The sequence below is a fragment of the Myxococcus sp. AB036A genome, assembly GCF_006547355.1.
Classification (GTDB): domain Bacteria; phylum Myxococcota; class Myxococcia; order Myxococcales; family Myxococcaceae; genus Myxococcus; species Myxococcus virescens.
On the sequence record NZ_VHLC01000046.1, the window covers coordinates 47,247 to 68,007 of the forward strand.

The following is a 20,761-nucleotide window of genomic DNA, read 5'->3' on the forward strand; positions in this document are numbered from 1 at the left end:
CGACTCGGTCCGTGGGCCACGGTCATTTCGGCGGATGCCGCCGCGGGCGGCCAGAACGCGTTCAGAGGGTTTCTGGGCTCCGTTTCGTAGAGGCTTGAATCTGCTTGGGTTTTTCAGGGCCCGGCCGCCGTGTCGATTTTCTGGGGGCCGTGTCGATCCGCGTTCGGCTGATTCGTCGCCATTTCAGAACGGGGCGGTGCCCCCCAACCGAAAGGACGATGCGATGAAGGTCATGGTGCTTGTGAAGGCGACGAAGAACTCCGAGGCCGGTGTGATGCCCAGCGAGAAGCTGTTCGCGGACATGGGCAAGTTCAACGAGGAACTGATGAAGGCCGGGGTGCTGCTCGACGGAGACGGCCTCAAGCCGAGCAGTGCAGGCAAGCGCATCCGGTTCTCGAACGGCACCAAGCGCGTCATCGACGGCCCCTTCGCCGAGACGAAGGAGCTCGTGGCCGGCTATTGGGTCTGGCAGGTGAAGTCGATGGAGGAGGCGATGGAGTGGGCGCGCCGTTGCCCGGACCCGATGCCCGGAGAGGAGTCGGACCTGGAGATCCGCCCCTTCTACGAGTTGGACGATTTGGGCGCCGAGTTCACGCCGGAGCTGCGCGCCCAAGAGGAGAAGCTGCGCGCCGAGCTGGACCAGCGTCGCGGCGCCTGATGCGAGGGGCCGTGGAGCGACGCCGCTCCACGCCCCTGCCTCGCTCACCTCACGGACACAGCGGGCTGCCGCCGAGGCCCGGCGCGCAGCCCTGGCCCACGCAGTACTTCGGCCCGCTGTCGTGCACCTGCTGGCCGGCTGAATCGCGCGGCACCTCCACGGTGCAGCGCCCGTCGGCTTGGTTCCCGGACGGGTCCTCCACCACGTAGTGCACCGTGTAGACGCGGCCATCCCCGGCGTCGTCGCGCTCTGCGCGCAGTTGGACGGAGGTGGCATTCACCCGCACGGCGATGTCGTCGCACGTGGCGCCGTCGCAGATGCCCGCGACGTCCTCGGACTCATCCGACGTCACCCGGACGATGCGGCCGTACCGCTCCAACGACAGGTCTCCCAGGCACGCGTCCTTCGCGGGCGCCGCGCACTCGGCCAACGTCACCGTGCGGTACTGGTGGTCCGCCGGCCACAGCCGCTTGCCCAGGGACGCGCCGGGCACGGGCGCCCGCGTGTCCCGCACCGTCACGGAGAAGGCGCAGCCGCACGCGTTGCCGGAGCCATCCACCGCGTTGCAGTCCACCACCGAGCGCCCCAGCGGGAAGCGGGAGCCATCCGGCGGCGTGCACGTCACCGACACCGGCCCGCAGTTGTCCTCCGCCCGAGCGGTGTAGGCCGCCTCCGCGCCGCCCGCCACGCACTCCAGCACCTGCGGCGCCGGGCAGAGGATGGACGGCAGCGTCGTGTCCACCACCTTCACCGTGGCCTGGCACACCGCGCTGTCCTCACCGTCGTGGGCCGTCAGCGTCACGGCATGTCGCCCCAGGCCGAAGGGCCCGGGCGCCGCCTGCGTCAGCGTGAAGGGGCCCGGCTGTCCGTCCGGGTCATGGCTGCCGTGGTCCACGTTGGCCGACGCGCGGCACTGCGCGTCCGCCTCCACGACGACGTCCTGGCACAGCGCCACCGGAGGCTCGTTGGGCGCGCACGCCAGCTTCAGCTGCGCCGACGCGACGTTGTTGTCCTCGCGGCACTCCAGCTCACGTCCCGTGCCGGTGCCGTCGTCATCCACCACCGCGTAGACCAGCACCCAGCCACTCTCCGGGGTGTTGAGCGCCAGCTCCACGGACGCCTCTTCGCCCGCTTTCAGCTTGTGGGGCACGGTGGCCACGCCCAGGAGCGTGCCGCCTTCACCCACCGCGTCCTGGTAGAAGGCCACCTGGACCCCCGCCGAGGCCGCCGAGTCCCCCTGGTTGCGCACCCGCGCGCCGAGCGTCACCACGCCCTCGCCCGAGCAGGTGGCCGTCACCTGTCCGACGGCGAGGTCCGGCGCCGCGAAGGGCCGCACGGTGCCCGTGCCCTGGCTGTTGGTGCGGAAGGTGTTGAGCCCCGGCGCCAGCCAGTTGCTCACCGGACGCGCGGGCAGGGTGCCGTCGTCATTCACGTTGGTGACGGAGTAGGCGTGCTGGTTCCAGATGCGCCGCGTGTTCACCCAGCCGTCCTTGCGGTCCCGGTACACGCGGATGCCCTGGAAGTCGCCGTAGCCGCAGGCCGTGTTCTGCGCGACGATGATTTCGGCGTTGCCATCACCGTCCACGTCCGCGACCACCGGATTCTCATACGCGGTGCACGAGCTGTGCGGCGCCTCGAAGCGGACCTGGCCCGTCACGCCGTCGTAGATGCGCAGCGCCGTCTCGTCCGCGTAGACGACCTCGGCGCGGCCATCGCCCTCGAAGTCGAAGGTGGAGGAACCGGTGCGGTTGGAGCTGTGGTCCTGCGTGGGGCTCAGCCACTTCACCGTGCCGTTCGGCTCGAACACGGCGTAGTGGGACGCGCCCGCCACGCCAATCTCCGGCTGCCCGTCCCCGTCGAAGTCCGCGATGTTCGGAGGTCCGCCCACGCCGCCGCCCAGGTGCTGCACGGTCCACTTCACCTGGCAGTTCGCGTCCATCAAGGACACGTGGCCGTCCCACACCACGACGATTTCGCCCTTGGGACCCGCGTCGAAGTTGCCCACGCCCGAAAGCCCGTGGCCCAGCTCCGCCGCCTTGCACTTGAGCGTGCCGTCATGCCGGTAGATGGCGCGGCCATTCACCACCTCCTGGAGCCCGTCCCCGTCCAGGTCCACCGCGAACGCCAGCGGTCCGGTGTCGTTGGCCGGGCTGCCCACGCCGTCGCTCCCCACCCACCGGAGCGTCCCGCTGCTGTCGTAGACGTGGTTGCCGGCGATGATTTCCACCGACCCGTCCCCATCCAGGTCGGCCAGGGACACGCCGCCCCAGTCGAGCGGGGGCCCGTCCGCGCGGAACTTGAAGGCGCCGGTGTGCTCGAAACAGATGATGCCCTGGGCGCTCTCCGGCACGGTGCACAGCTCCACCTTGCCGTCGCCGTCGATGTCGCCCGCGGCGACGCTGGCCGAGCCCCGGGTGCGGTACGCCGGGTCCGTCACCGCCCACAGGTCCGAGCCGTCCGAGCCGCTGATGGCGCGCAGCACGCCGTTCGTCTTGAAGTTCCAGCCCTCGAAGCTGTTGAACACCACGTCGGGGACGCCATCCACGTTGACGTCCACGACCACGGGCGTGGCCTGCGCGTTGGTATGCGTGGGCATGAGGGGACTGGCCGTCCACGCCCACTCCACCTCGGGCTCGAAGTGGGGCTCGAAGGGCGGCCGCACCTCGCACCGGGCCTCTGACTCCACCGCCGTGGTGTTGTCGAATGCCGGAGGTTCCGCGGGGGTCGTGCCTGTGCACGCCACCCATCCGAGCGCTCCGAGCGTGAGCCAACGGCCCGGACGCCCGTCCGACCATCCCTGCTGCGACATGCCGCCTCCCAGAAAGCCTGCCCGGCCCGCGACGTACCGGGCGGCCCAGGTATTCACTCGGCTCGGTTTGGGGACCCACCCCGGAAGGCCGCCCAGTGTCGGCTGTTCACCCTTGGTGCTTGGGCGTGACGCCATCCGGACGTTGCAGGCCATGCGTCCGGACCGTTAAAGGGGGCCCCATGTCCGCCGGTCTTCTCAATACCTTCCGAGTTCTCTCTTCGTTCGACCCGCCGCGTGGCGCGCTTCGGGGGGCGCCCTGGGATGAGTATGTGGACTGGGCCATCATGCAGGGCCTGGCGCCCCTGGCGGCCTACAACCTGGAGTACCGGCTGGGCGCGGGCAACGCGCCGGAGTGGGCGCGGGACAAACTGCTCAGCATCTATCAGGGCTCCGTCAACGACAACGTGATGAAGCTCGTGAACTTCAAGCGCATCGTGGGCGCGCTGGAGGGACGCAAGCTGGTGCTGATGGGAGCCGCGTCCTTCGCGGACTCGCTCTATCCACACGTGGGCTTCCGGCCCGTGCCGGAGCTGCAAATCCTGATGAAGCGCCTGGACGTGGACGGCTTCTCGGGCTTCCTGTCCCACCACGAGTTCGTCCCAGAGCCCGACACGGAGAACAGCGGCGCCACGAAGGTGGTGTCCGACGGGCGCACCGTCATCCTGCTCTATTCGGACGTGCTGGGTCCTCAGCGCCGCGAACAGACGGCGGGCATCATCGAGCGGGCGAAGCCCATGCGCGTGTATGGCTCCTCGCTCTACCGCCCGGAGCTGGAGGACGCGGTGCTGCTGGTGGCGCTGGAGCATGCGCGCCATGGGTACGCGGTGCCGTGGTTGTCCTTCATCGACCTGCGCGAGCTCGTCACCGGCGCGAAGTGGATGGGCGGCGTGTACTCGCGTCCGTTGGATGTGCCGGTGCTGCTGGCCCGGGCCGCGGAGTGGCGTCTGGAGCGGGCGCTCTACACGTCCCTGTCGATTGTCGCGCGCTTGTTCCCGGACGCCGCCGCGGACGCCACCGCCGCGCTGCCGCCGCTGCGCCGGGCGACGCGGGAGCTGCTGGAGCGGACGGTGGTGGGTCCTGTATGCACCCCCGGCCGGACCTCGGCCCTCAAGGGGATGGAGCGGGTTCGCCGCCTGCTTACGGGCCAGTAGGCTCGGCTGCTCGCAGAGGAGCCCCCGTGACGGGGATGGGCTTTCTTTCGGACTCCCTCCCGGCGTATGAGTCCTTCAAGAGACATTCACTGGGGCTCCCTCAATGCGTATTGCCATCATCGGAACCGGCTACGTCGGACTGGTCGCGGGCACCTGTTTCGCGGACTCGGGTAACGACGTCACGTGCGTGGACATCGACGAGCGGAAGATCCGCATGCTCCAGGCGGGCGAGGTGCCCATCTACGAGCCCGGCCTGGAGGAGCTCATCAAGAAGAACGTGCGCGAGAAGCGCCTGTTCTTCACCCGGGACCTGACGGAGGCCGTCACCAACGCCCAGGTCGTCTTCATCGCCGTGGGCACGCCGGAAGGTGAGAGCGGCGACGCCGACCTCCAGTACGTGCTGGCCGCCGCCGAGCAGATTGGCAAGGCGATGAAGCAGTACACGGTGGTGGTGGACAAGAGCACCGTGCCGGTGGGCACCGCGGACAAGGTGCGCGAGGCCATCCGCAAGGTGACGGACATCGAGTTCGACGTCGTCTCCAACCCGGAGTTCCTCAAGGAAGGCGCCGCGCTGGACGACTTCCTCAAGCCCGACCGCGTCGTCATTGGCGTGGACTCCGAGCGCGCCCGCAAGGTGATGGCGGACCTGTACTCGCCCTTCGTGCGCACCGAGAACCCGGTGCTGTTCATGGACACGCGCTCGGCGGAGCTGACGAAGTACGCGGCCAACGCGATGCTGGCCACGCGCATCTCCTTCATGAACGACATCGCCGCGCTCTGCGAGAAGGTGGGCGCGGACGTGGACTTCGTGCGCAAGGGCCTGGGGTCGGACAAGCGCATCGGCTATCCGTTCCTCTTCCCAGGCGTGGGCTACGGCGGCTCCTGCTTCCCCAAGGACGTGAAGGCGCTGGTGGCCACCGCGCGTGAGTACGGCCTGGAGCTGGACCTGCTGCGCGCCGTGGAGCGCACCAACGAGCGCCAGAAGAAGCTGCTGGTGAACAAGGCCACCAAGCACTACGGCTCGCTGGAGGGCCGCAAGTTCGGCGTGTGGGGCCTGGCCTTCAAGCCGAAGACGGACGACATGCGCGAGGCGCCGTCCATCGAGGTCATCGAGGGCCTCATCGGCAAGGGCGCCCAGGTGATTGCGCACGACCCGGTGTCCCCGCACACCGCCAAGCGCGTCTTCGGTGATCGCATCCGCTACGCCTCCGTGCCCTACGAGGCGCTGGAGGGCGTGGACGGCCTCTTCGTGGTGACGGAGTGGAACGAGTTCCGCCACCCGGACTTCGAGCGCATGAAGACGCTGATGAAGTCGCCCGTCGTGTTCGACGGCCGCAACGTGTACGACCCGGCGCGTATGCGTGAGCTGGGCTTCACGTACTACGGCATCGGCCGGCGGTAGCGGTGAGCGGGAGCAGGGCCCTCGACGCGCTGACGGGGCTGCGCTTCGTCGCGGCCCTGCACGTCGTGTTGTTCCACTTCGCGGCGCCGTGCTTGGGCACGGCGCCGGAAGCGCTGCGGAGCTGGGTGGGCGCGGGCTATGCCGCGGTGGGCGTCTTCTTCGTCCTGTCCGGCTTCGTGCTCGCCTGGAACTACCTGGACGCGGACGGGCGCATGGAGACGTCGCCCCGGGCCTTCTGGGCCGCGCGCGTCGCCCGCGTGTACCCCGTCTACGCGCTGACGTTCCTCCTGTCCGCGCCCACCACCATCGCCGCGTCCGTGGCGGACAACGGCTGGAAGGTGGCCGCCGCGAAGCTCGCGGTGGGCGGGGTGGCGACGCTGGCGCTGCTCCAGGCCTGGGTTCCCCGGCTCGCGCTGTACTGGAATCCGCCGGGCTGGTCCGTGGCGGTGGAGGCCTGCTTCTACGGCCTCTTTCCCCGGCTGGCGAAGGGGCTGCCCCGGCTCAAGCCCGCGTGGCTCCCCGTGGCCCTGGGCGGCGCGTGGGGGCTGGGGTTGCTGCCGCCGCTGCTGTACCTGGCGCTCCTGCCGGACGGCCCGGGCCTCGTGGACGTGCATGCGTCGGGGCCCTGGCTGATGGCGCTCAAGTTCAACCCGCTGGCGCGGCTGCCGGAGTTCCTCTTCGGCGTCCTGCTGGGCTGGTGCTTCGTGCGCGAGCGCGCGGCGGGAGGGGCGAAGGGCTCCGGCGCGGTGCTGGCGGCGCTGGGGACGGCGCTGCTGCTGGCGGCGGGCGCGGCGGGCTCGAGGGTGCCGTACCCGCTGATGCACAACGCCCTGCTGGCGCCCGCGTCGGGGCTGCTGGTGTACGGGCTGGCGCGGGGCGGAGGCGCCCTGGGCTGGCTGCTGTCACGGCCCACGCTGGTGAAGCTGGGGGGCGCCAGCTACGCGCTCTACCTGCTCCAGTACCCGGTGTCGGAGGCGGCCAAGAGCCTGGGGGCTTGGGTGTCACCCTGGATGGAGCTGCGCACGCCCGAAGGGCTGCTGGCCACCGTGTTGCTGCTGGGCGTGCCCGCGTCGCTGTGGGTGCACCGCGCCGTGGAGACACCGCTGCGCTCACGCGTCCGCGCCGCGCTGACGCCCTGGGTAGAGGGGGCGCCGCGCGAGCCCGTGAAGCCGGTGGTGCCGGGGACCTGAACGGCGGGCTGGCGCCGTCAAGCGAGACGGGCGGCGTCCGGGGCACAGGCGCCCGGAGCCTCCGGTCAGGTGGGCCGCCTCAGCGGGAGAGGCCGCAGGCGCGCTTGCCTTCGTCGGTCTCGATGGCGCGGCAGTCGCAGCCGGCCAGGCGCTCCTCGCACACGGCCTCATCCTCGGCGGTGGGCTCCACGCGGTTTTCCTCCTGAGAGGCGCGGCGGAGGCACAGCTCCTTCTCCACCGAGTTGATGGAGCAGTCGCACAGCTTCTCAGACAGCTCGCGGCAGGCGCCCTTGCAGCCGGTGAGGCCGGACAGGGCGGAACAGAGGAGGGCGGCGGTGACGATGAAGCGGCGCATGGCTGCGGCGAACATGCCAGAAGGTCCCCTGGATGCAAGCTGGCTTCGAGCCCTTCGTGCCTGGGCGGATGCTAGGGTCGCCCGCCTGCTCCACACCTGGGGGAAACGCCACACATGTTGTCAATCGTCGTCGCTGCGTTGCTGGCCACCGCGTCCACTTCAACGTCCCACTCACTTCTGACGCCCGTGTCCGAGCGGCCCGTGTCGGCCCGGCTCCTCGTGGCCCAGGCCCCGGCGGAGGAGGCGCCGGACGTCTCTGGGACGTCCACGCCGCCGCCCGTGCCGGAGGACCTGGAGGCCCGCGCTCGCGAGCTGACGCAGCAAATCGCGATGCTCCAGAGCGAGATTCGCTCCGTTGACACGAACTGGCCCGCGGGGTCGTTGGTGATGGCGTACTCGGGCTACGTGCTGTCCCCGCTGCTGCTATTGGGCATCCCCCTCATCATCGTCGGCATGAGCTCGTCGAATGACGACGACGCCGGCACCTTGCTGGCCCTGGGGGTGGGCACGACGCTGGGCGGAGTCGCGGGGGTCGGGCTGCTCATCGCGGGCATCGTCACGGGTTCCAAGCAAGCGGGTATCAACCGGGCCCACCGGGAAAGCCTGGTTCGCGAGCGCATCCGCCTGGAGGATGAGCTGCGCGACGTGAAGGCCCGCCGGGACGCGCGAGGGGCCATGCAGACGCGGCAGTGGACGCCGCGCGCCGGCATCCCGTTGGTCGCCTTCGCCTTCTGATGTCACCTTTCGCGCACGTCCGGTCTCCTGGCGGCTCGTCCTGGAGGCGGGGTGGCGGGCGAGGGGCGCGGGTGCTGTGATACTCACCCGGCCAATCCCCGCATGCTCCGCGCTTCCCGCAGTGCCTCTCGATTCACCCTGTTCGCCGAGGCGGCGCTGGCGGCGCTCGTCGTGGTGTGTCCGCTGGCGTTGGGTGGCGCCGCGGGGTGGTTGCTGGGGCCGCTGGTGCTGTTGTCCGGCGCCGCGGCGGTGCTGGCAGCGATAGGGGCGAAGCGGCAGGGCCAGTCGCTGCGCGTTCCGCTGCTGGCAGTGCCCCTGGCCCTGGGGGCGGGCCTGTGCGCGGTGCAACTGGTGCCTCTGCCGGCCGGTGTCCTGCGCCTGCTGAGTCCGGAGGCGGCCGCGCTGCGGGAGTTCGCGCTGGTGCCGCTGGGGCTGGAGCGGGCGCGGCCGGTGTCGCTGGACCCGTCCGCCACCTGGCGCGAGCTGGCGAAGCACCTGGCCTACCTGCTGGCCTTCCTCGCGACGGTGCAGGTGAGTCGCTCGCGGAGCAGCCGGGAGCGGTTGCTGGCGGCGGTGGTCTTCACCGGCGCGGGCCTCACGGTGATGGGGCTGGGCCATGCGTTGATGGGCGTGAAGTCCCTCTTCGGGCTGATGCACTGGATGCACGCGCGGCCCACGCTGGTGACGCCCTTTGGCAACCCGAACCACCTGGCCGGCTTCCTCGCGCTGGCGTCCACGCTGGGCGTGGGGCTGGCGCTGACGCGCGGACAGCAGTCGCGAGCGTTGCCATACGCGCTGGCGGCGGGCGTGTCGGGGCTGGGCGTGGTACTGTCGCTGTCGCGCGGAGGCATTGCCTTCTTCGCCTTCGGACAGGCGCTGCTGGCGCTGTTCCTGCTTCGCAATCGCCGCGCGTCCGGTGAAGGGGCGCCCCCGGTATGGGCCCGGAGCGCCGCGGCGCTGCTGGGGCTGCTGGGCGTGCTGATGGTGGGTGCGTACACGGCGGCGGACGCCCTATGGGCGGAGGCGCGCACCGCGGACAGCGTGGAGAAGCTGCGCCAGTCCAAGGTGGCGCTATGGCCGATGCTGGCGGACGCCGCGCGGGCGTTTCCCGTGCTGGGCATGGGGCGCGGCGCCTTCGAGGCGGCGTTTCCGCGCTACCAGTCGGAGCCCAATCCCAACACCTTCACGCACCCGGAGAACGCGGTGTTGCAGGTCGCGGCGGAGCTGGGCGCGCTGGGGCTGGTGGTGCTGGCGGTGGCCGTCTGGGGCTTCTTGCGGCTGCTGCGCCGTGAGGGGTTGGAGACGGTGGACCTGGCGGCGCTCGCGGGCGTGGCGGCGCTGGCGCTGCACGACCTCTTCGATTTCAGCTTGGAATTGCCCGCGTGCGCGGTGGCGGCGTTGGTGGCGCTGGGCGCGGTGGCGCGTCCCCGGGAGCGGGCCGCCGAGGAGAAGGCGTGGAGCGCGCGGCCCTCGGGCGCGGTGCAGGGGACGGGGCTGGCGCTCACGGCGGTGGCGCTGGTGGCGCTGGTGCCCGGACGTCATCGCCTGGGCGACGCGGAGGCGGAGCTGGCGCGGCTCGTCACGTCGGGGGCATCCGCGCGGGAGGTCCACGCGCGGGGACTGGCGCTGGTGGACCGGCACCCCTCGGACTACCTGTTGTACCGGCTGGTGGCATCGGCGCACGCGGCGCGAGGGCGTGAGGGGGCAGGGGAGGCGCTGGCCCTGGTCAACCGGGCGCTGTTCCTGGCGCCGTTGGATGCCAGCTCCCACCGGGTGGCGGCGCGGGCGCTGCTGGCGCTGGGCCGGAGCGCCCAGGGCTTCCTGGAGTACCGGCTGGCGCACGAGGCTGGGGATGCCACCGTGCTGCTGGGCGAGGCCTTGCCCCAAGCGGAGACCCTGGCGTCGCTCACGGTGCTGACGCCGCAGTCGCCCGCGACCGCGGTGCGGCTGCTGGACGCGCTGGCCAACACGCCGGGGCGGTTGGCGCTGGCGCTGGACTACTCGGGCTGGGCGCGGGAGCACTTCGCGGGTCAGCCGGAAGCCGCGGCGCTGTGGGCGCGTGAGGCCCGGTTGCGAATCCTGCGAGGGGACCTGGAGACGGCGGAGGCCGCGCGGGCGCAGGTGGAGCGCCTGGCGCCGGACGCGCTGGACACGCACCTGCTGCGCGCGGAAGTGCTGCGGGCGCAGGGGAAGCGAGAGGAGGCCCTGCGTGCGTTGGAGCAGCTGTTGGCGCGCTTCCCGGGCAATGTGGCGCTGTCCTTCCAGTTGGCGGCGCAGCAACTGGACGCGGGGCTGACGCGGCGGGCGAAGGACACGCTCCAGGCGCTGGCGCCCTTCATCACGGACTACGCCCAGCGCGCGCGGTTGTTGGCCATGGAAGCGGCGTGCCTGGAGCGCGAGGGGTTGCTCTCCCACGCACTGGAGCGGCGGCAGACGGCGGCCCGACTCGTGCCTGGCGCGGATGCGTTTTTCGCGGTGGCGCGGACCCAGGAGGCGCTGCGTCGCTATGACGCGGCGGCGCGTTCGGTCCACGAGGGCATGCGGCATCTTCCCGTGGGCGCGCGGGCCGAGGCACAGGCCTGGGTGTCGCGGCTGGAAGGCGCGGAGCGCGAGCGCGTGGATTCGCGGCGCAAGACGCTGTCGGAGGACCCTCGCGAGGCGGAGCTGGAGTACCTGCTGCGGGGCCCAAATGTGGATGGCGAGGCTCGGGACGCGCGTTAGGCGCCCGGGCCTCGCTCCGGTTCAGACGTGGGCGTGTGCCTCCTCATGGGAGCGGCTGGGCGCGCCGGTGTTGTTGAGGGCCTGGAGTTGCTGCTCCTTCTCGATGAAGGAGGCCACCAGGGGCCACTCCAAGGTGGCGAAGTCCTGGAAGCGCAGCTCGAGCGACTCCTCGTGGGAGCCCGCGCGGAAGAGCAGTCGTTCCGCCAGGCTGAGGGATTCATCAACGGCGACAGGCAGGCCGTAGAGCTCACCAAAGGGGGGCTCCGCGCCCACCTCGCAGTCGGGAAAGTGGCCGGAGAATTCCGGCTCGGTCGCGAGTCGGACGTGCCGGGCACCCAGCATGTCTCGGACCTGGTTCAAATCGACGGTGCCCGCCGCGGGGACGACGACAATCCATGGCTGCCGGTCCGCCATCACGATGACGGACTTGGCCACGCGCCAGCCGGAGACGTGCAGCGACTCGGCTACTTCTTGAGCGCTGACGGCACGCGGGTGCCAGTACCGCTCGAAACGCACCCCGTTGCGGCGCAGATAGTGCTGTATCGCTTCGGGAATCATGGGGAATCTCACCTCCTCTAGAAAGAAGGTGATGACCGCCAGCGCGTCCGACCACGGGCGCCTGCCACACTCGGGCTTACAGCCGACCACGGAGCGCCCGTCCGCCCGTGCGTAGGGCGGCCGGGCGCTCGGATAGGCTGAGCCGCCATGAACGGGTCGCTACGGCTCCTGACGCTCTGCAGCCTCCTTCTGGGCGCGCTCGCGTGCAGTACGGCGTCCTCTCCCGTGATGCGCGAGTGGGAATCCGCGAAGTGGCAAGCGGATGTCGACGGGTGCAGCGCATCGAGCGAGCCGCGCTGCATCGTCCTGGTTTGTGATGAAGGTGATTGCGGCCTCTTCCGGTGTGAGGACGTGGCGGAAGACGTCGTAACGCATGCACCGAGGGCAGGAGCGGTTGAGAAGGCGACGGGCAGCCCCGCTTTCCGTGGGACGGGCACCTACCGAAACTGGTGGCAGCGCCGTACAGGGATTCGAGGGGACGCACGGCCTCTCGTGACGGCTCCGCTGGCGCGGCGCTCTCCCGTCTTCATCCCCGCGATACCCCGACCGCAGGGCAAGCTCATCAAACATCACCTCTTTCCGCAGGAACCCCGGCTCGCTGCGTGGTTTCGGGCGGCAGGCATCGACATCCACCAGTTCACCCTGGTCGTCCCCGAGCACGTTCACCGGCAGATTCACAGCGGGAAGGGCATGGGGCCGGGAGGGGCGTGGAACAACGCGTGGCGGCAGTTCGTGGTGGCCAATCCCCGGCCCCCTTCGCGGGACGTCATCATGCGGCACGCAGTCGAGCTCGCCTTTCGTTTCGAGCTGTCGGGCCCGGTCGTGCCCTACAACATGCCCATTGCCCCTGGAATGCGTGGGCCTCGGATAGAAGCCTTATGAAGGCGGTTCTCAGGAGAAGGAGTGCGAGGGCGTGAGGTTCTACCGAGTCGAAGCGAGCACGACGTCACGCTTCACGGGCAACCTGAGTCGCGCCGCGCACAAATGGGGCCTCCCAGGTGTGGAGCCCTGCACGGAGTGTGGGGTGGGCGGCGGCTGGGCGGGCTTGCAGTATCCGTGTGTCGACCTGTCGAGCTTCTCGAAGGTTGAGCTGAAGCCGTTCTCCGACCCCTGGCCCGTTCCCTTCGAGGTCTTCGCGCGGCTGCGCGAGCGCGTCAGGCCCCTGGCGCCCGAAGGCGCGGTCCTGGAGCCCGGAACCCGGCTCGGCCCCCTGACAGGCGTGGCGACAGGGGCATTCGGGCACCTCGCATTGCAGGACTGGACGCTCGTCATTCGCGACGAAGCGCTGGAGATGTTGCAGGGCGAAGGCGTCCGGGGACTCACTGGGTGTCGTCTCGACGTGACCTTCCGAGGGAAGAACCCTCCGGTGCTCCGCGAGTTGCAACTGGCGCTTCATGGCCGGCTGCATCCCGACTGCTTCGTGCATCCCCGTGCGCCCACCTGCGCGAAGTGCGGAAGCGAGGCCAGTGAGCGCCTGCCAGATACATACTGGCTCGCTCGGGAGACGCTGCCCGTCGAGGTGGACCTGTTCCGGCTGAGGGATTACCCCACCCTCGTCATCGCGACCGAACGCATGGTGGTCGCGGCAGACCGGCTGAAGCTGGAGGGCGTCACCTTCCAGCCCCTGGACGCGCGCTGAGCCGGAAGCCCAGCGACCGTTGTACGTCTCAGCGTTGGAAATCGTAGACGCTGCCCAGGTTGAGAATCCGGGTCAGCTCATCCAGCGCCGTCATCGTCTCCCGCGCCAGTTGCGGGTCCTGCAAATCCTTGGGCCGCAGCACCTCGCGGTAGTGCCGCCGCACCCAGCCGGCCAGCGAGTCATGCAGCGCGGGCGTGTAGAAGACGTCCGCCTTGATGGCCCCGCGCTCTTCGTCCGTGAGCCACACCCGCTGGCGCAGGCAGGCCGGTCCGCCGCCGTTGTTCATCGACTGGCGCACGTCCAGGTAGTGCACGGCCTTCACCGGCGTGTCCTCGGCCACCACGCGCTCCAGGAACTGCCGCGCCGCGGGCGTCTCCCGGCTCTCTATCGGCGCCACAATCGCCATGGTGCCGTCCGGCAGCGTCAGCACCTGCGAGTTGAACGGGTACGCCTTCACCGCGTCCTTCGCCGGCAGCTCCGCATTCGTGGCCACCACCGCGCGGAAGTCCTGGCCCAGCTTCTCGCGCAGCACCGCCAGCAGCCCCGCGTGGTCCACGAAGGCCAGCTCGTGCAGCATCAGGAACCGCTCGTTGCCCACCGCCAGCACGTCCGTGTGGAAGGCCCCCGCGTCGATACCCTCCGGATGCTGCTGCGGGAAGAGCACCGACTTCGCGTCCAACTGGTGCAGCCGGGCCAGCGCCTGGCTGGCCTCCAGCGTCTGCCGCGCGGGGAATCGGCTGGGCCCCTGCACGTCCTGCCACGCGCTGCGGCCCCAGGCGAGCAGATGGACGCCCGCGTGCCCGGGCGTGGCGAGCCGCGTGTGGTTGGCCGCGCCCTCGTCCGCGAAGTGCCCGCTGCCCGGCAGCGGCACGTGCACCGCGAAGTATTTCTCATTGGAGAAGATGGCGCGCAGCACCGAGTGCGTCGTCTCCGCCTCGATGGCCCGGTGGTACATCTGCGACAGGTTGGCCGGCGTCAGGTGCACCCGGCCATCCGCCGTGTCCGTGCTGGGCGCCACCGTGGCCGCGTTGGCCGTCCACATGGAGGACGCGCTGGACGTCAGGCGCAGCAGGTGCTCGGCCTCGCGCGCGGCCCGGGTGATGACCTCCTCGTCCGAACCCGTGAAGCCCAGCGCCCTCAGCGCGTGCAGGGACGGGCGCGGCTGGGGCGGCAGCACCGCCTGTCCCACCCCCAGGGCGGACACGAAGCGCATCTTTTCCAGCCCCTGGAGGGCCGCGTCCCGGGGGTGGCTGGGCTCACCGACATGGCTCTGCGACGCCAGGTTGCCGGGCGAGAGGCCGCCGTAATTGTGGGTGGGCCCAACGAGCCCGTCGAAGTTGTATTCGCGCATGGGATATTGAACGCCTCGTGGAGCGTCCACCCTTAGCAAAGCGCCTCAAGCGTTTCCTCCGCTACGTGCTCATCCGTGGCGTCCTGTTGCTCCTTCAACCTCTGCCCCTGGGGGTCGCCCGGAGCCTGGGCGCGCGCCTGGGCGCCCTGGCCTACACCCTGGCAGGAGGGGAGCGCCGCAAGGCCCTCAAGTCCCTTTCCGTGGCCTTCCCGGAAAAGTCTGACGCAGACCGGCAGGCCCTGGCCCGCGACGCCTTCCGCCACCTGGCTGCCGCCGCGCTGGAGGTGGCCTGCACGGGCGCCCTGGACGAGGCCCTGGAGCGCCTGGTCGCCTGGCCGGACGCCGACCGGCAGGTGCTGGAGACGGCCCTGGCCCGGGGGCGCGGCGTCGTCTTCGTGTCCGGACACGTGGGGAACTGGGAGCTGCTCGCCCGCCGCGTGGCGCGCGCCGGCTACCCCAGCCAGAGCATCGCCAAGGAGACCACCGACCCCCGGCTGACGGAGCTGGTGGGCCAGTTCCGGGCCCGCGGCGGGGTGCGGAGCATCTGGCGCGGCCAGGAAGGCGCTGCCCGGGCCATGCTGCGCGCCCTGCGCAACGGCGAAATCCTGGGCATCCTCATCGACCAGGACACGAAGGTGCAGTCCCTCTTCGTGCCCTTCTTCGGGCAGCTGGCCGCCACCCCGCGCGCCGCCGCTGACCTGGCCATCCGCACGGGCGCGGCGGTGGTGACGGGCTTCTGCCACCGCGAAGGGGCCGGGTACCGCCTGTCCATGGAAGAGGTCCCGGTGCCCCAGGACACGGACCGCGAGGCGGCCGCCCTGGCCCTCACCGCCGCCCTGTCCAGCCGAATCGAAGCCGCCATCCGGCGGACGCCGGAACAGTGGGTGTGGATGCACCAGCGCTGGAAAACGCGTCCACCGGTGAGCGAGGACGTCCCACTTCCGGAGGCGGCGCCCGCATCCGCCGGGTGATAAGGAAGCCCTGTGTCTCGCCTGCTCGCCGCCAGCCTCGTCATCCTGGTGTTCGCCCCCGGTTGCAAGCCGGGCTCTGGCGAGGGTGCGTCCGGCGGCCAGCCTCCCCCGGAGGTGGTGCTGCACGGCGCGCGCCTGGAGTCCTTCGAGGGCGACCGGCTCATCCGCTCCGGCACGGCCCGGCAGGTGTCCTACCAGCGCACCACCGGCGAGGTGTGGGCCACGGACGCCACCATCCGGATTCCGCCGGGTACCTCTTCCCAGGGCGCGCCCCCCGGGACGGAGGGAGGCGTGGAGGTGAGCGCCCCGAATATGGAGGGGAGCCTCGCGTCCAAGCAGGTGGTGGCCTCGGGCGGTGTCATCATCCGCACCGGGAAGGGCATGGAGGCCCGCACTCCCCGGTTGACGTACGACGCCACCACGGAGCGGGCGCATGGAAACGAGGGCGTGACGGTGAAGGGACCTGACTATCGGCTGAGGGCGGACCGCTTCGAGCTGTTCTTCCCGGACGAGACGTTCAACTTCGCGGGCTCGGTGGAGTCCGTGCTGGGAGCGCCAGAGTGATTGAGTTCCTCGTGATGGCCTTCTTCGTCGCGCAGCCCGCGCCCGCGGTCGCCGCCACCCCCGCGCAGGGCACGCCTCCCGCCGCCGCGGCGGGCTCTGCCTCCACCGCTGGGACGGGGACCCGCGCCCCGGGCCCCCTGGGCGGCAAGGAGCTGACGGAGCCCGTTCAAATCAACGGCGACAACGTCACCTTCCAGAAGTCCCAGGCCACCCTCACCGGCAACGTGAAGGTGAAGCACCGCACGCTCGACCTGAAGTGCGACCGGATGACGGCCAACTACACCCCTCAACGCGAGGTGACGCGTGTGGTGTGCACCGGCGGGGTGCATGCCGTGGACGGCGACCGCATGGCCAAGGGCGAGCGCGCCGAGTACGACGTGCCCAGCGGCGTGCTGGTGGTGACGGGCTCGCCCGAGGCCCGCCAGGGCACCACGCACATGCGCGGGACGAAGGTCCGGCTGACGCTGGGCAACGAGCGGCTGGAGGTGGAGAACGCCGTCATCGTCTTCGAATCGCTGCCCTCCAACCCCACCCCGGCCAGGCGCAAGGGGCGGCAGTCCGCGCCCCGGCCGGCCCCGTCCTCCGGGACGGCCCCCTCCGCCCAGGGAGGCACGGCTCGATGAGCGCGAGGCTGATCGCCGAGGGCCTGGAGAAGAGTTTCCGCGGCCGCAAGAAGGTGGTGGCCGGCGTGTCCTTCAGCGTGGCCCCCGGGGAAGTGGTGGGGCTGCTGGGGCCCAACGGCGCGGGGAAGACGACCAGCTTCAACATGGTGGTGGGGTTGGTGTCTCCGGATGCGGGACGCGTGCGCATTGGCGACGAGGACCTCACGCACCTGCCCATGCACCGCCGCGCTCGCCGGGGCGTGGGCTACCTGCCCCAGGAAGCCTCCGTCTTCCGCAAGCTCACGGTGCGCGACAACTTCCTGGCCGTGCTGGAGCTCCAGAAGGACCTGGACGCCAAGGCCCGCGAGCAGCGCGCCGACACCCTCCTGGACGAGTTCGGCCTCACGCACGTCGGGGAGTCCCTGGGGGGAGACCTTTCGGGCGGCGAGCGCCGTCGCGCCGAGATTGCCCGCAGCCTCATCCCCCAGCCCCGCTTCATCCTCTTCGACGAGCCCTTCGCCGGCGTGGACCCCATCAACGTGGGCGACCTCCAGCGGCAGATATTCCTCCTCCGGGAACGCGGGCTGGGCGTCCTCATCACCGACCACAACGTCCAGGACACCCTGGGTATCTGTGATCGTGCGTACATCATCGCACAGGGGCGAATCCTGGAAGAGGGCACCCCGGCGGAGATCGCCGCGTCCCCCAAGGCTCGCGCCGTCTACCTGGGGGAACGGTTCCGCCTCCAACAAGCGCTCTGAGCACGGCTGGCCACCTGTCAGAGGAGTGCTTAGAATGGGTTGGCCCCGCTTTTGCGTCGACCTGTCAACGCGCATGTGACACACTGAGTGCTCTTAAGCCCCCGAATTCCTTGTGGAATTCTGAGCATGCAAGCAAGGGACCCTCGTTTCGGGGCTAGACGAAGTCAGGGCTCCTTGTTACGTTGGCACGGTCTTTGATGGTGGTCCTCTGTCCAGAGGGACCGAATCAACCCGGGAGACCCCGTCTCATGGCGATGGAACTGAAACAAAGCCTGAAGCTTGCCCAGCAGCTGGTGATGACGCCGCAGCTGCAGCAAGCCATCAAGCTCCTCCAACTGTCTCGCATGGAACTGCTCGAGCAGGTCCGCGAGGAGATGGAGCAGAACCCGCTGCTGGAGCAACCAGACGAGCAAGCGCCGGGGGATGTGGGAGACAAGGAACCCGGGGAAGCCTCCCTGGAAGCAGACAACCTGGAGGTGCCGCGGGACGTGGATCTGCCCGCGGCGACCAGCGACACCGCCACGGAGTTCAAGGCGGACGGGGAGGGCCCCCCGGAAATCGACTGGGAGCAGTACCTCAACAGCTACCAGTTCAATGAGCCCACCACGGCCTCCAACAAGGGCAACGTGGCCACGGACGACATGCCGTCGTTCGAGGCCAACCTCGTCAAGAAGGCGGACCTGGTCGACCACATTCAGGAGCAGCTGGGCACGCTGCGCCTGAATGACGCCGAGCGCCGCATCGCCATGCTCATCCTGGGCAACCTGGATGACGACGGCTACCTCAAGCTGCCGGAAGTGGACGGGGATCCGCTCATCCGCCTGGCCAACGAGGCGGACGTGCCCATGCACGTCGCGGAGCGCACGCTGCGGCGCATCCAGATGCTGGACCCGCGCGGCTGCGGCGCCCGTGACCTGCAGGAGTGCCTGCTCATCCAGCTCCAGGGCATCCGGGAGCCGCACGCGCCGCTGTTGGGCCTCATCATCAAGCGGCACATGAAGTACCTGGAGAGCAAGAACCTGCCCGCCATCGCCAAGGACCTGAAGGTCACCTTGGAAGAGGTGGTGGGGGCGGTGCGGCTGCTCCCGAAGCTGGACCCGAAGCCGGGCCGCAACTTCAGCGGGGACGACGCGCAGTACATCTCCCCCGACGTGTTCGTCTACAAGATGGGGGACGACTACACGGTGGTGCTCAACGATGACGGCCTGTCCAAGCTGCGCATCTCCGGCACCTACCGGAACGCGCTGAAGACGGGCGCGGTGGGCCCGGGCCAGACGAAGGACTTCATCCAGGACAAGCTGCGCAGCGCGATGTGGCTCATCCGCTCCATCCACCAGCGGCAGCGGACCATCTACAAAGTCACAGAGAGCATCGTGAAGTTCCAGCGGGACTTCCTGGACAAGGGCATTGCCCACCTCAAGCCGCTCATCCTGCGGGACGTGGCCGAGGACATCGGCATGCACGAGTCCACGGTGAGCCGCGTCACCACCAGCAAGTATGTGCACACGCCGCAGGGCATCTTCGAGCTGAAGTATTTCTTCAACTCGTCCATCGCCCGCGTCTCCGGTGAGGACACCGCGAGCGAGGCGGTGAAGCACCACATCAAGCAGCTGGTGGCGCAGGAAGACGCCCGCAACCCGTACTCGGACCAGAAAATCGTCGAGCTGCTGCGCTCGCAGGGCACCGAGATTGCCCGCCGCACGGTGGCCAAGTACCGCGAGGTGCTGGGCATCCTCCCCAGCAGCAAGCGCAAGCGGTACTACTGAGTCACGGCTGTTCGGGCGCGCCGCTTGTCGTCGGCGCGCCCGGGTGGGCAGAGTGGGCGTCCCATGAGCGCCACCCTCCCTCCCGATTTCGCCGTGCCCCGGCGTGACTGCGTCCCCCTCGTCGTTCCGCCCGTCACGCTCGAAGGGCACGACGTCCGACTGGAGCCGCTGCGTCCGGAGCATGCGCCGGCCCTGGCCGCGCTGTGCGAGGACGACATCTTCACCTGGTTCTCGAGCGTGCTGCGGACCGAAGCGGACGTAGCGGCCTTCATCGACAGCGCCTGCCAGGCGGCCGAGCGAGGGAGCGAGCGCCCCTTCGTCATCATCGAGCGGCGGACGGGCGCGCCGGTGGGGACCACGCGCTTCCTCGAAATCCAGCGCGACCACCGGACGCTGGAGATTGGCTACACGTGGCTGGGCCGCCGCGTGTGGCGCACGCGCATCAACACGGAGTGCAAGTACCTGCTGCTGCGGCACGCCTTCGAGTCGCTCGGCGTCATGCGGGTGCAGTTCAAGACGGACAAGCACAACGCGCGTTCGCGGGTGGCCATCGAGCGGTTGGGCGCTCGCTTCGAGGGGGTGCTGCGCCACCACAAGCTGGTGCGCGGCGGTGTGGTGCGTGACAGCGCGTACTACAGCGTCCTCGACACGGAGTGGCCGGAAGTGAAGGTTCGGCTCGAAGGGCTGCTCGCGGACGGCGGGGCGCGGGTATAGGGTGCGGCGCCGCATGAATCCCATTCTTCGTCGCAGCCTTCTTCGCATCCCGACGGGGGCCTTCGTCGCGGTGGGCCTGTTGTCGGGTTGTGGCAGCAGCCTCACTTCGGAAGTCGTGGACCTGGCGGGACTCTCCGACCGGACGCTGACGCTGTCCCAGTCGGACGTGGACGTCTTCGAGGGCGTGGACGAGCCGGGCTCCCACCGCGTCACCGTCACCTTCTCGCCCGCGGCGGATGTGGACCGGTGCACCGAGCTTCGCGAGGGCGTCACGGCCACCTTCAACGGCCAGCCCATGGCACTGGAGCGGGGCGGGGTGGACGGCACCGCGGGCCGCGACGTGTGCGTGCCCACGCGGGCCTACTACGACTTCGACCCCAACGTCTGGGTGCGGCAGCCCATGGAGGACGCCCGCATCGTCCTCCAGGACGGGACGCACACCATCACCCTGGTGATGAAGAACGGAAAGGCCAAGCGCCTCTTCTCCTTCCAGGGCCCCGGCGCCGAGGACCGGCTCACGCGCGACCAGGAGTATTCGTTCCGGTGGTTGCCCGAGGGCGAGGTCCCCAGCCGCGCCGCGGCCACCCTGCTGCGCGAGGGAGGGAGCGCCACGGCCACCATCCCCACGGAGCAGGAAGAGGCGGTCCTCCGCTTCACCCTGCTGCCGACGACGCCTGTCGCCGCCCACCTGCTCACGCTGAGCGCGACCGCGCCCGGCGAGGTGCTGGAGTGCACGGGCGTCGCCACGTGCGAGGCGTCGGTGTTCCACTCCGAGGAGCGGGTCGTCAACGTGCAGTGAGGGGCCGGGGGGCGG

19 protein-coding genes are annotated in these 20,761 nt (G+C 70.1%); 15 read left to right on the forward strand and 4 right to left on the reverse strand.

The window, feature by feature from the left end; genetic code table 11:
• The first annotated feature begins 223 nt into the window (after nt 1-223).
• Nucleotides 224-658: a YciI family protein gene (locus FL344_RS19780; protein WP_090485091.1), complete on the forward strand. Its 435-nt coding sequence runs from the start codon at nt 224-226 to the stop codon at nt 656-658.
• 49 nt (nt 659-707) lie between these two features.
• Here the strand turns inward: FL344_RS19780 and FL344_RS19785 are convergent, their stop codons facing one another.
• Nucleotides 708-3,467, reverse strand: coding sequence for an FG-GAP-like repeat-containing protein (locus tag FL344_RS19785; RefSeq protein ID WP_141619618.1), 2,760 nt, complete (start codon nt 3,465-3,467; stop codon nt 708-710).
• 179 nt (nt 3,468-3,646) lie between these two features.
• Here FL344_RS19785 and FL344_RS19790 point away from each other — a divergent pair, with 179 nt between their 5' ends.
• From FL344_RS19790 to FL344_RS19800, 3 genes are all read left to right on the forward strand, one after another.
• Nucleotides 3,647-4,618 (forward strand): nucleotidyltransferase family protein, encoded by a 972-nt coding sequence (locus FL344_RS19790; RefSeq protein ID WP_194863168.1) that lies wholly within the window; start codon nt 3,647-3,649, stop codon nt 4,616-4,618.
• Nucleotides 4,619-4,721: 103 nt separating this feature from the next.
• Entirely contained in the window at nt 4,722-6,020 is a 1,299-nt protein-coding gene (locus FL344_RS19795; protein WP_141588207.1) for a UDP-glucose/GDP-mannose dehydrogenase family protein, read from the forward strand.
• A 2-nt stretch (nt 6,021-6,022) separates the two neighbouring features.
• Nucleotides 6,023-7,210, forward strand: a complete 1,188-nt coding sequence (locus FL344_RS19800) for an acyltransferase (RefSeq protein ID WP_141619620.1) — start codon at nt 6,023-6,025, stop codon at nt 7,208-7,210.
• 79 nt (nt 7,211-7,289) lie between these two features.
• Here FL344_RS19800 and FL344_RS19805 read toward each other — a convergent pair whose 3' ends face one another.
• A complete protein-coding gene (locus FL344_RS19805; protein ID WP_011551171.1) occupies nt 7,290-7,580 on the reverse strand; it encodes a hypothetical protein in 291 nt (96 codons plus the stop codon).
• A gap of 99 nt (nt 7,581-7,679) precedes the next feature.
• Here FL344_RS19805 and FL344_RS19810 point away from each other — a divergent pair, with 99 nt between their 5' ends.
• Together FL344_RS19810 and FL344_RS19815 are read left to right on the forward strand one after the other, a co-directional pair.
• Nucleotides 7,680-8,300: a hypothetical protein gene (locus tag FL344_RS19810; protein WP_141619621.1), complete on the forward strand. Its 621-nt coding sequence runs from the start codon at nt 7,680-7,682 to the stop codon at nt 8,298-8,300.
• Between the two features lie 102 nt (nt 8,301-8,402).
• Entirely contained in the window at nt 8,403-11,021 is a 2,619-nt protein-coding gene (locus tag FL344_RS19815) for an O-antigen ligase family protein (protein WP_194863169.1), read from the forward strand.
• Between the two features lie 21 nt (nt 11,022-11,042).
• Here the strand turns inward: FL344_RS19815 and FL344_RS19820 are convergent, their stop codons facing one another.
• A complete protein-coding gene (locus tag FL344_RS19820) occupies nt 11,043-11,579 on the reverse strand; it encodes an aminoacyl-tRNA deacylase (RefSeq protein WP_194863170.1) in 537 nt (178 codons plus the stop codon).
• A 147-nt stretch (nt 11,580-11,726) separates the two neighbouring features.
• On the opposite strand from FL344_RS19820, the gene FL344_RS19825 reads away from it, so the two are divergent.
• Both FL344_RS19825 and FL344_RS19830 read left to right on the forward strand, forming a co-directional pair.
• Nucleotides 11,727-12,461, forward strand: a complete 735-nt coding sequence (locus FL344_RS19825) for a TIGR02269 family lipoprotein (protein WP_141619624.1) — start codon at nt 11,727-11,729, stop codon at nt 12,459-12,461.
• Between the two features lie 31 nt (nt 12,462-12,492).
• Nucleotides 12,493-13,218, forward strand: coding sequence for a double-CXXCG motif protein (locus FL344_RS19830; protein WP_141619625.1), 726 nt, complete (start codon nt 12,493-12,495; stop codon nt 13,216-13,218).
• Nucleotides 13,219-13,246: 28 nt separating this feature from the next.
• Here FL344_RS19830 and astB read toward each other — a convergent pair whose 3' ends face one another.
• Nucleotides 13,247-14,569 carry an N-succinylarginine dihydrolase gene (gene astB, locus FL344_RS19835; RefSeq protein ID WP_141619626.1) on the reverse strand — a complete coding sequence of 441 codons (1,323 nt, stop codon included), beginning with the start codon at nt 14,567-14,569 and terminating at the stop codon, nt 13,247-13,249.
• Between the two features lie 17 nt (nt 14,570-14,586).
• On the opposite strand from astB, the gene FL344_RS19840 reads away from it, so the two are divergent.
• The 7 genes from FL344_RS19840 (at nt 14,587) to FL344_RS19870 (ending at nt 20,746) form a co-directional block, all read left to right on the forward strand.
• Nucleotides 14,587-15,540, forward strand: a complete 954-nt coding sequence (locus FL344_RS19840; protein ID WP_011551178.1) for a lysophospholipid acyltransferase family protein — start codon at nt 14,587-14,589, stop codon at nt 15,538-15,540.
• Nucleotides 15,541-15,552: 12 nt separating this feature from the next.
• Nucleotides 15,553-16,104 (forward strand): hypothetical protein, encoded by a 552-nt coding sequence (locus tag FL344_RS19845; RefSeq protein ID WP_141619627.1) that lies wholly within the window; start codon nt 15,553-15,555, stop codon nt 16,102-16,104.
• Nucleotides 16,101-16,727 carry an LptA/OstA family protein gene (locus FL344_RS19850; protein WP_141619628.1) on the forward strand — a complete coding sequence of 209 codons (627 nt, stop codon included), beginning with the start codon at nt 16,101-16,103 and terminating at the stop codon, nt 16,725-16,727. The genes FL344_RS19845 and FL344_RS19850 overlap by 4 nt, the downstream gene beginning before the upstream one ends.
• Nucleotides 16,724-17,467 carry an LPS export ABC transporter ATP-binding protein gene (lptB, locus tag FL344_RS19855; RefSeq protein WP_141588199.1) on the forward strand — a complete coding sequence of 248 codons (744 nt, stop codon included), beginning with the start codon at nt 16,724-16,726 and terminating at the stop codon, nt 17,465-17,467. The genes FL344_RS19850 and lptB overlap by 4 nt, the downstream gene beginning before the upstream one ends.
• Nucleotides 17,468-17,715: 248 nt before the next feature.
• A complete protein-coding gene (gene rpoN / locus FL344_RS19860; RefSeq protein ID WP_141619629.1) occupies nt 17,716-19,233 on the forward strand; it encodes an RNA polymerase factor sigma-54 in 1,518 nt (505 codons plus the stop codon).
• A 63-nt stretch (nt 19,234-19,296) separates the two neighbouring features.
• Nucleotides 19,297-19,947 carry a GNAT family N-acetyltransferase gene (locus FL344_RS19865; protein WP_141619630.1) on the forward strand — a complete coding sequence of 217 codons (651 nt, stop codon included), beginning with the start codon at nt 19,297-19,299 and terminating at the stop codon, nt 19,945-19,947.
• Between the two features lie 13 nt (nt 19,948-19,960).
• Nucleotides 19,961-20,746, forward strand: coding sequence for a hypothetical protein (locus FL344_RS19870; RefSeq protein WP_141619631.1), 786 nt, complete (start codon nt 19,961-19,963; stop codon nt 20,744-20,746).
• Nucleotides 20,747-20,761: the final 15 nt, after the last annotated feature.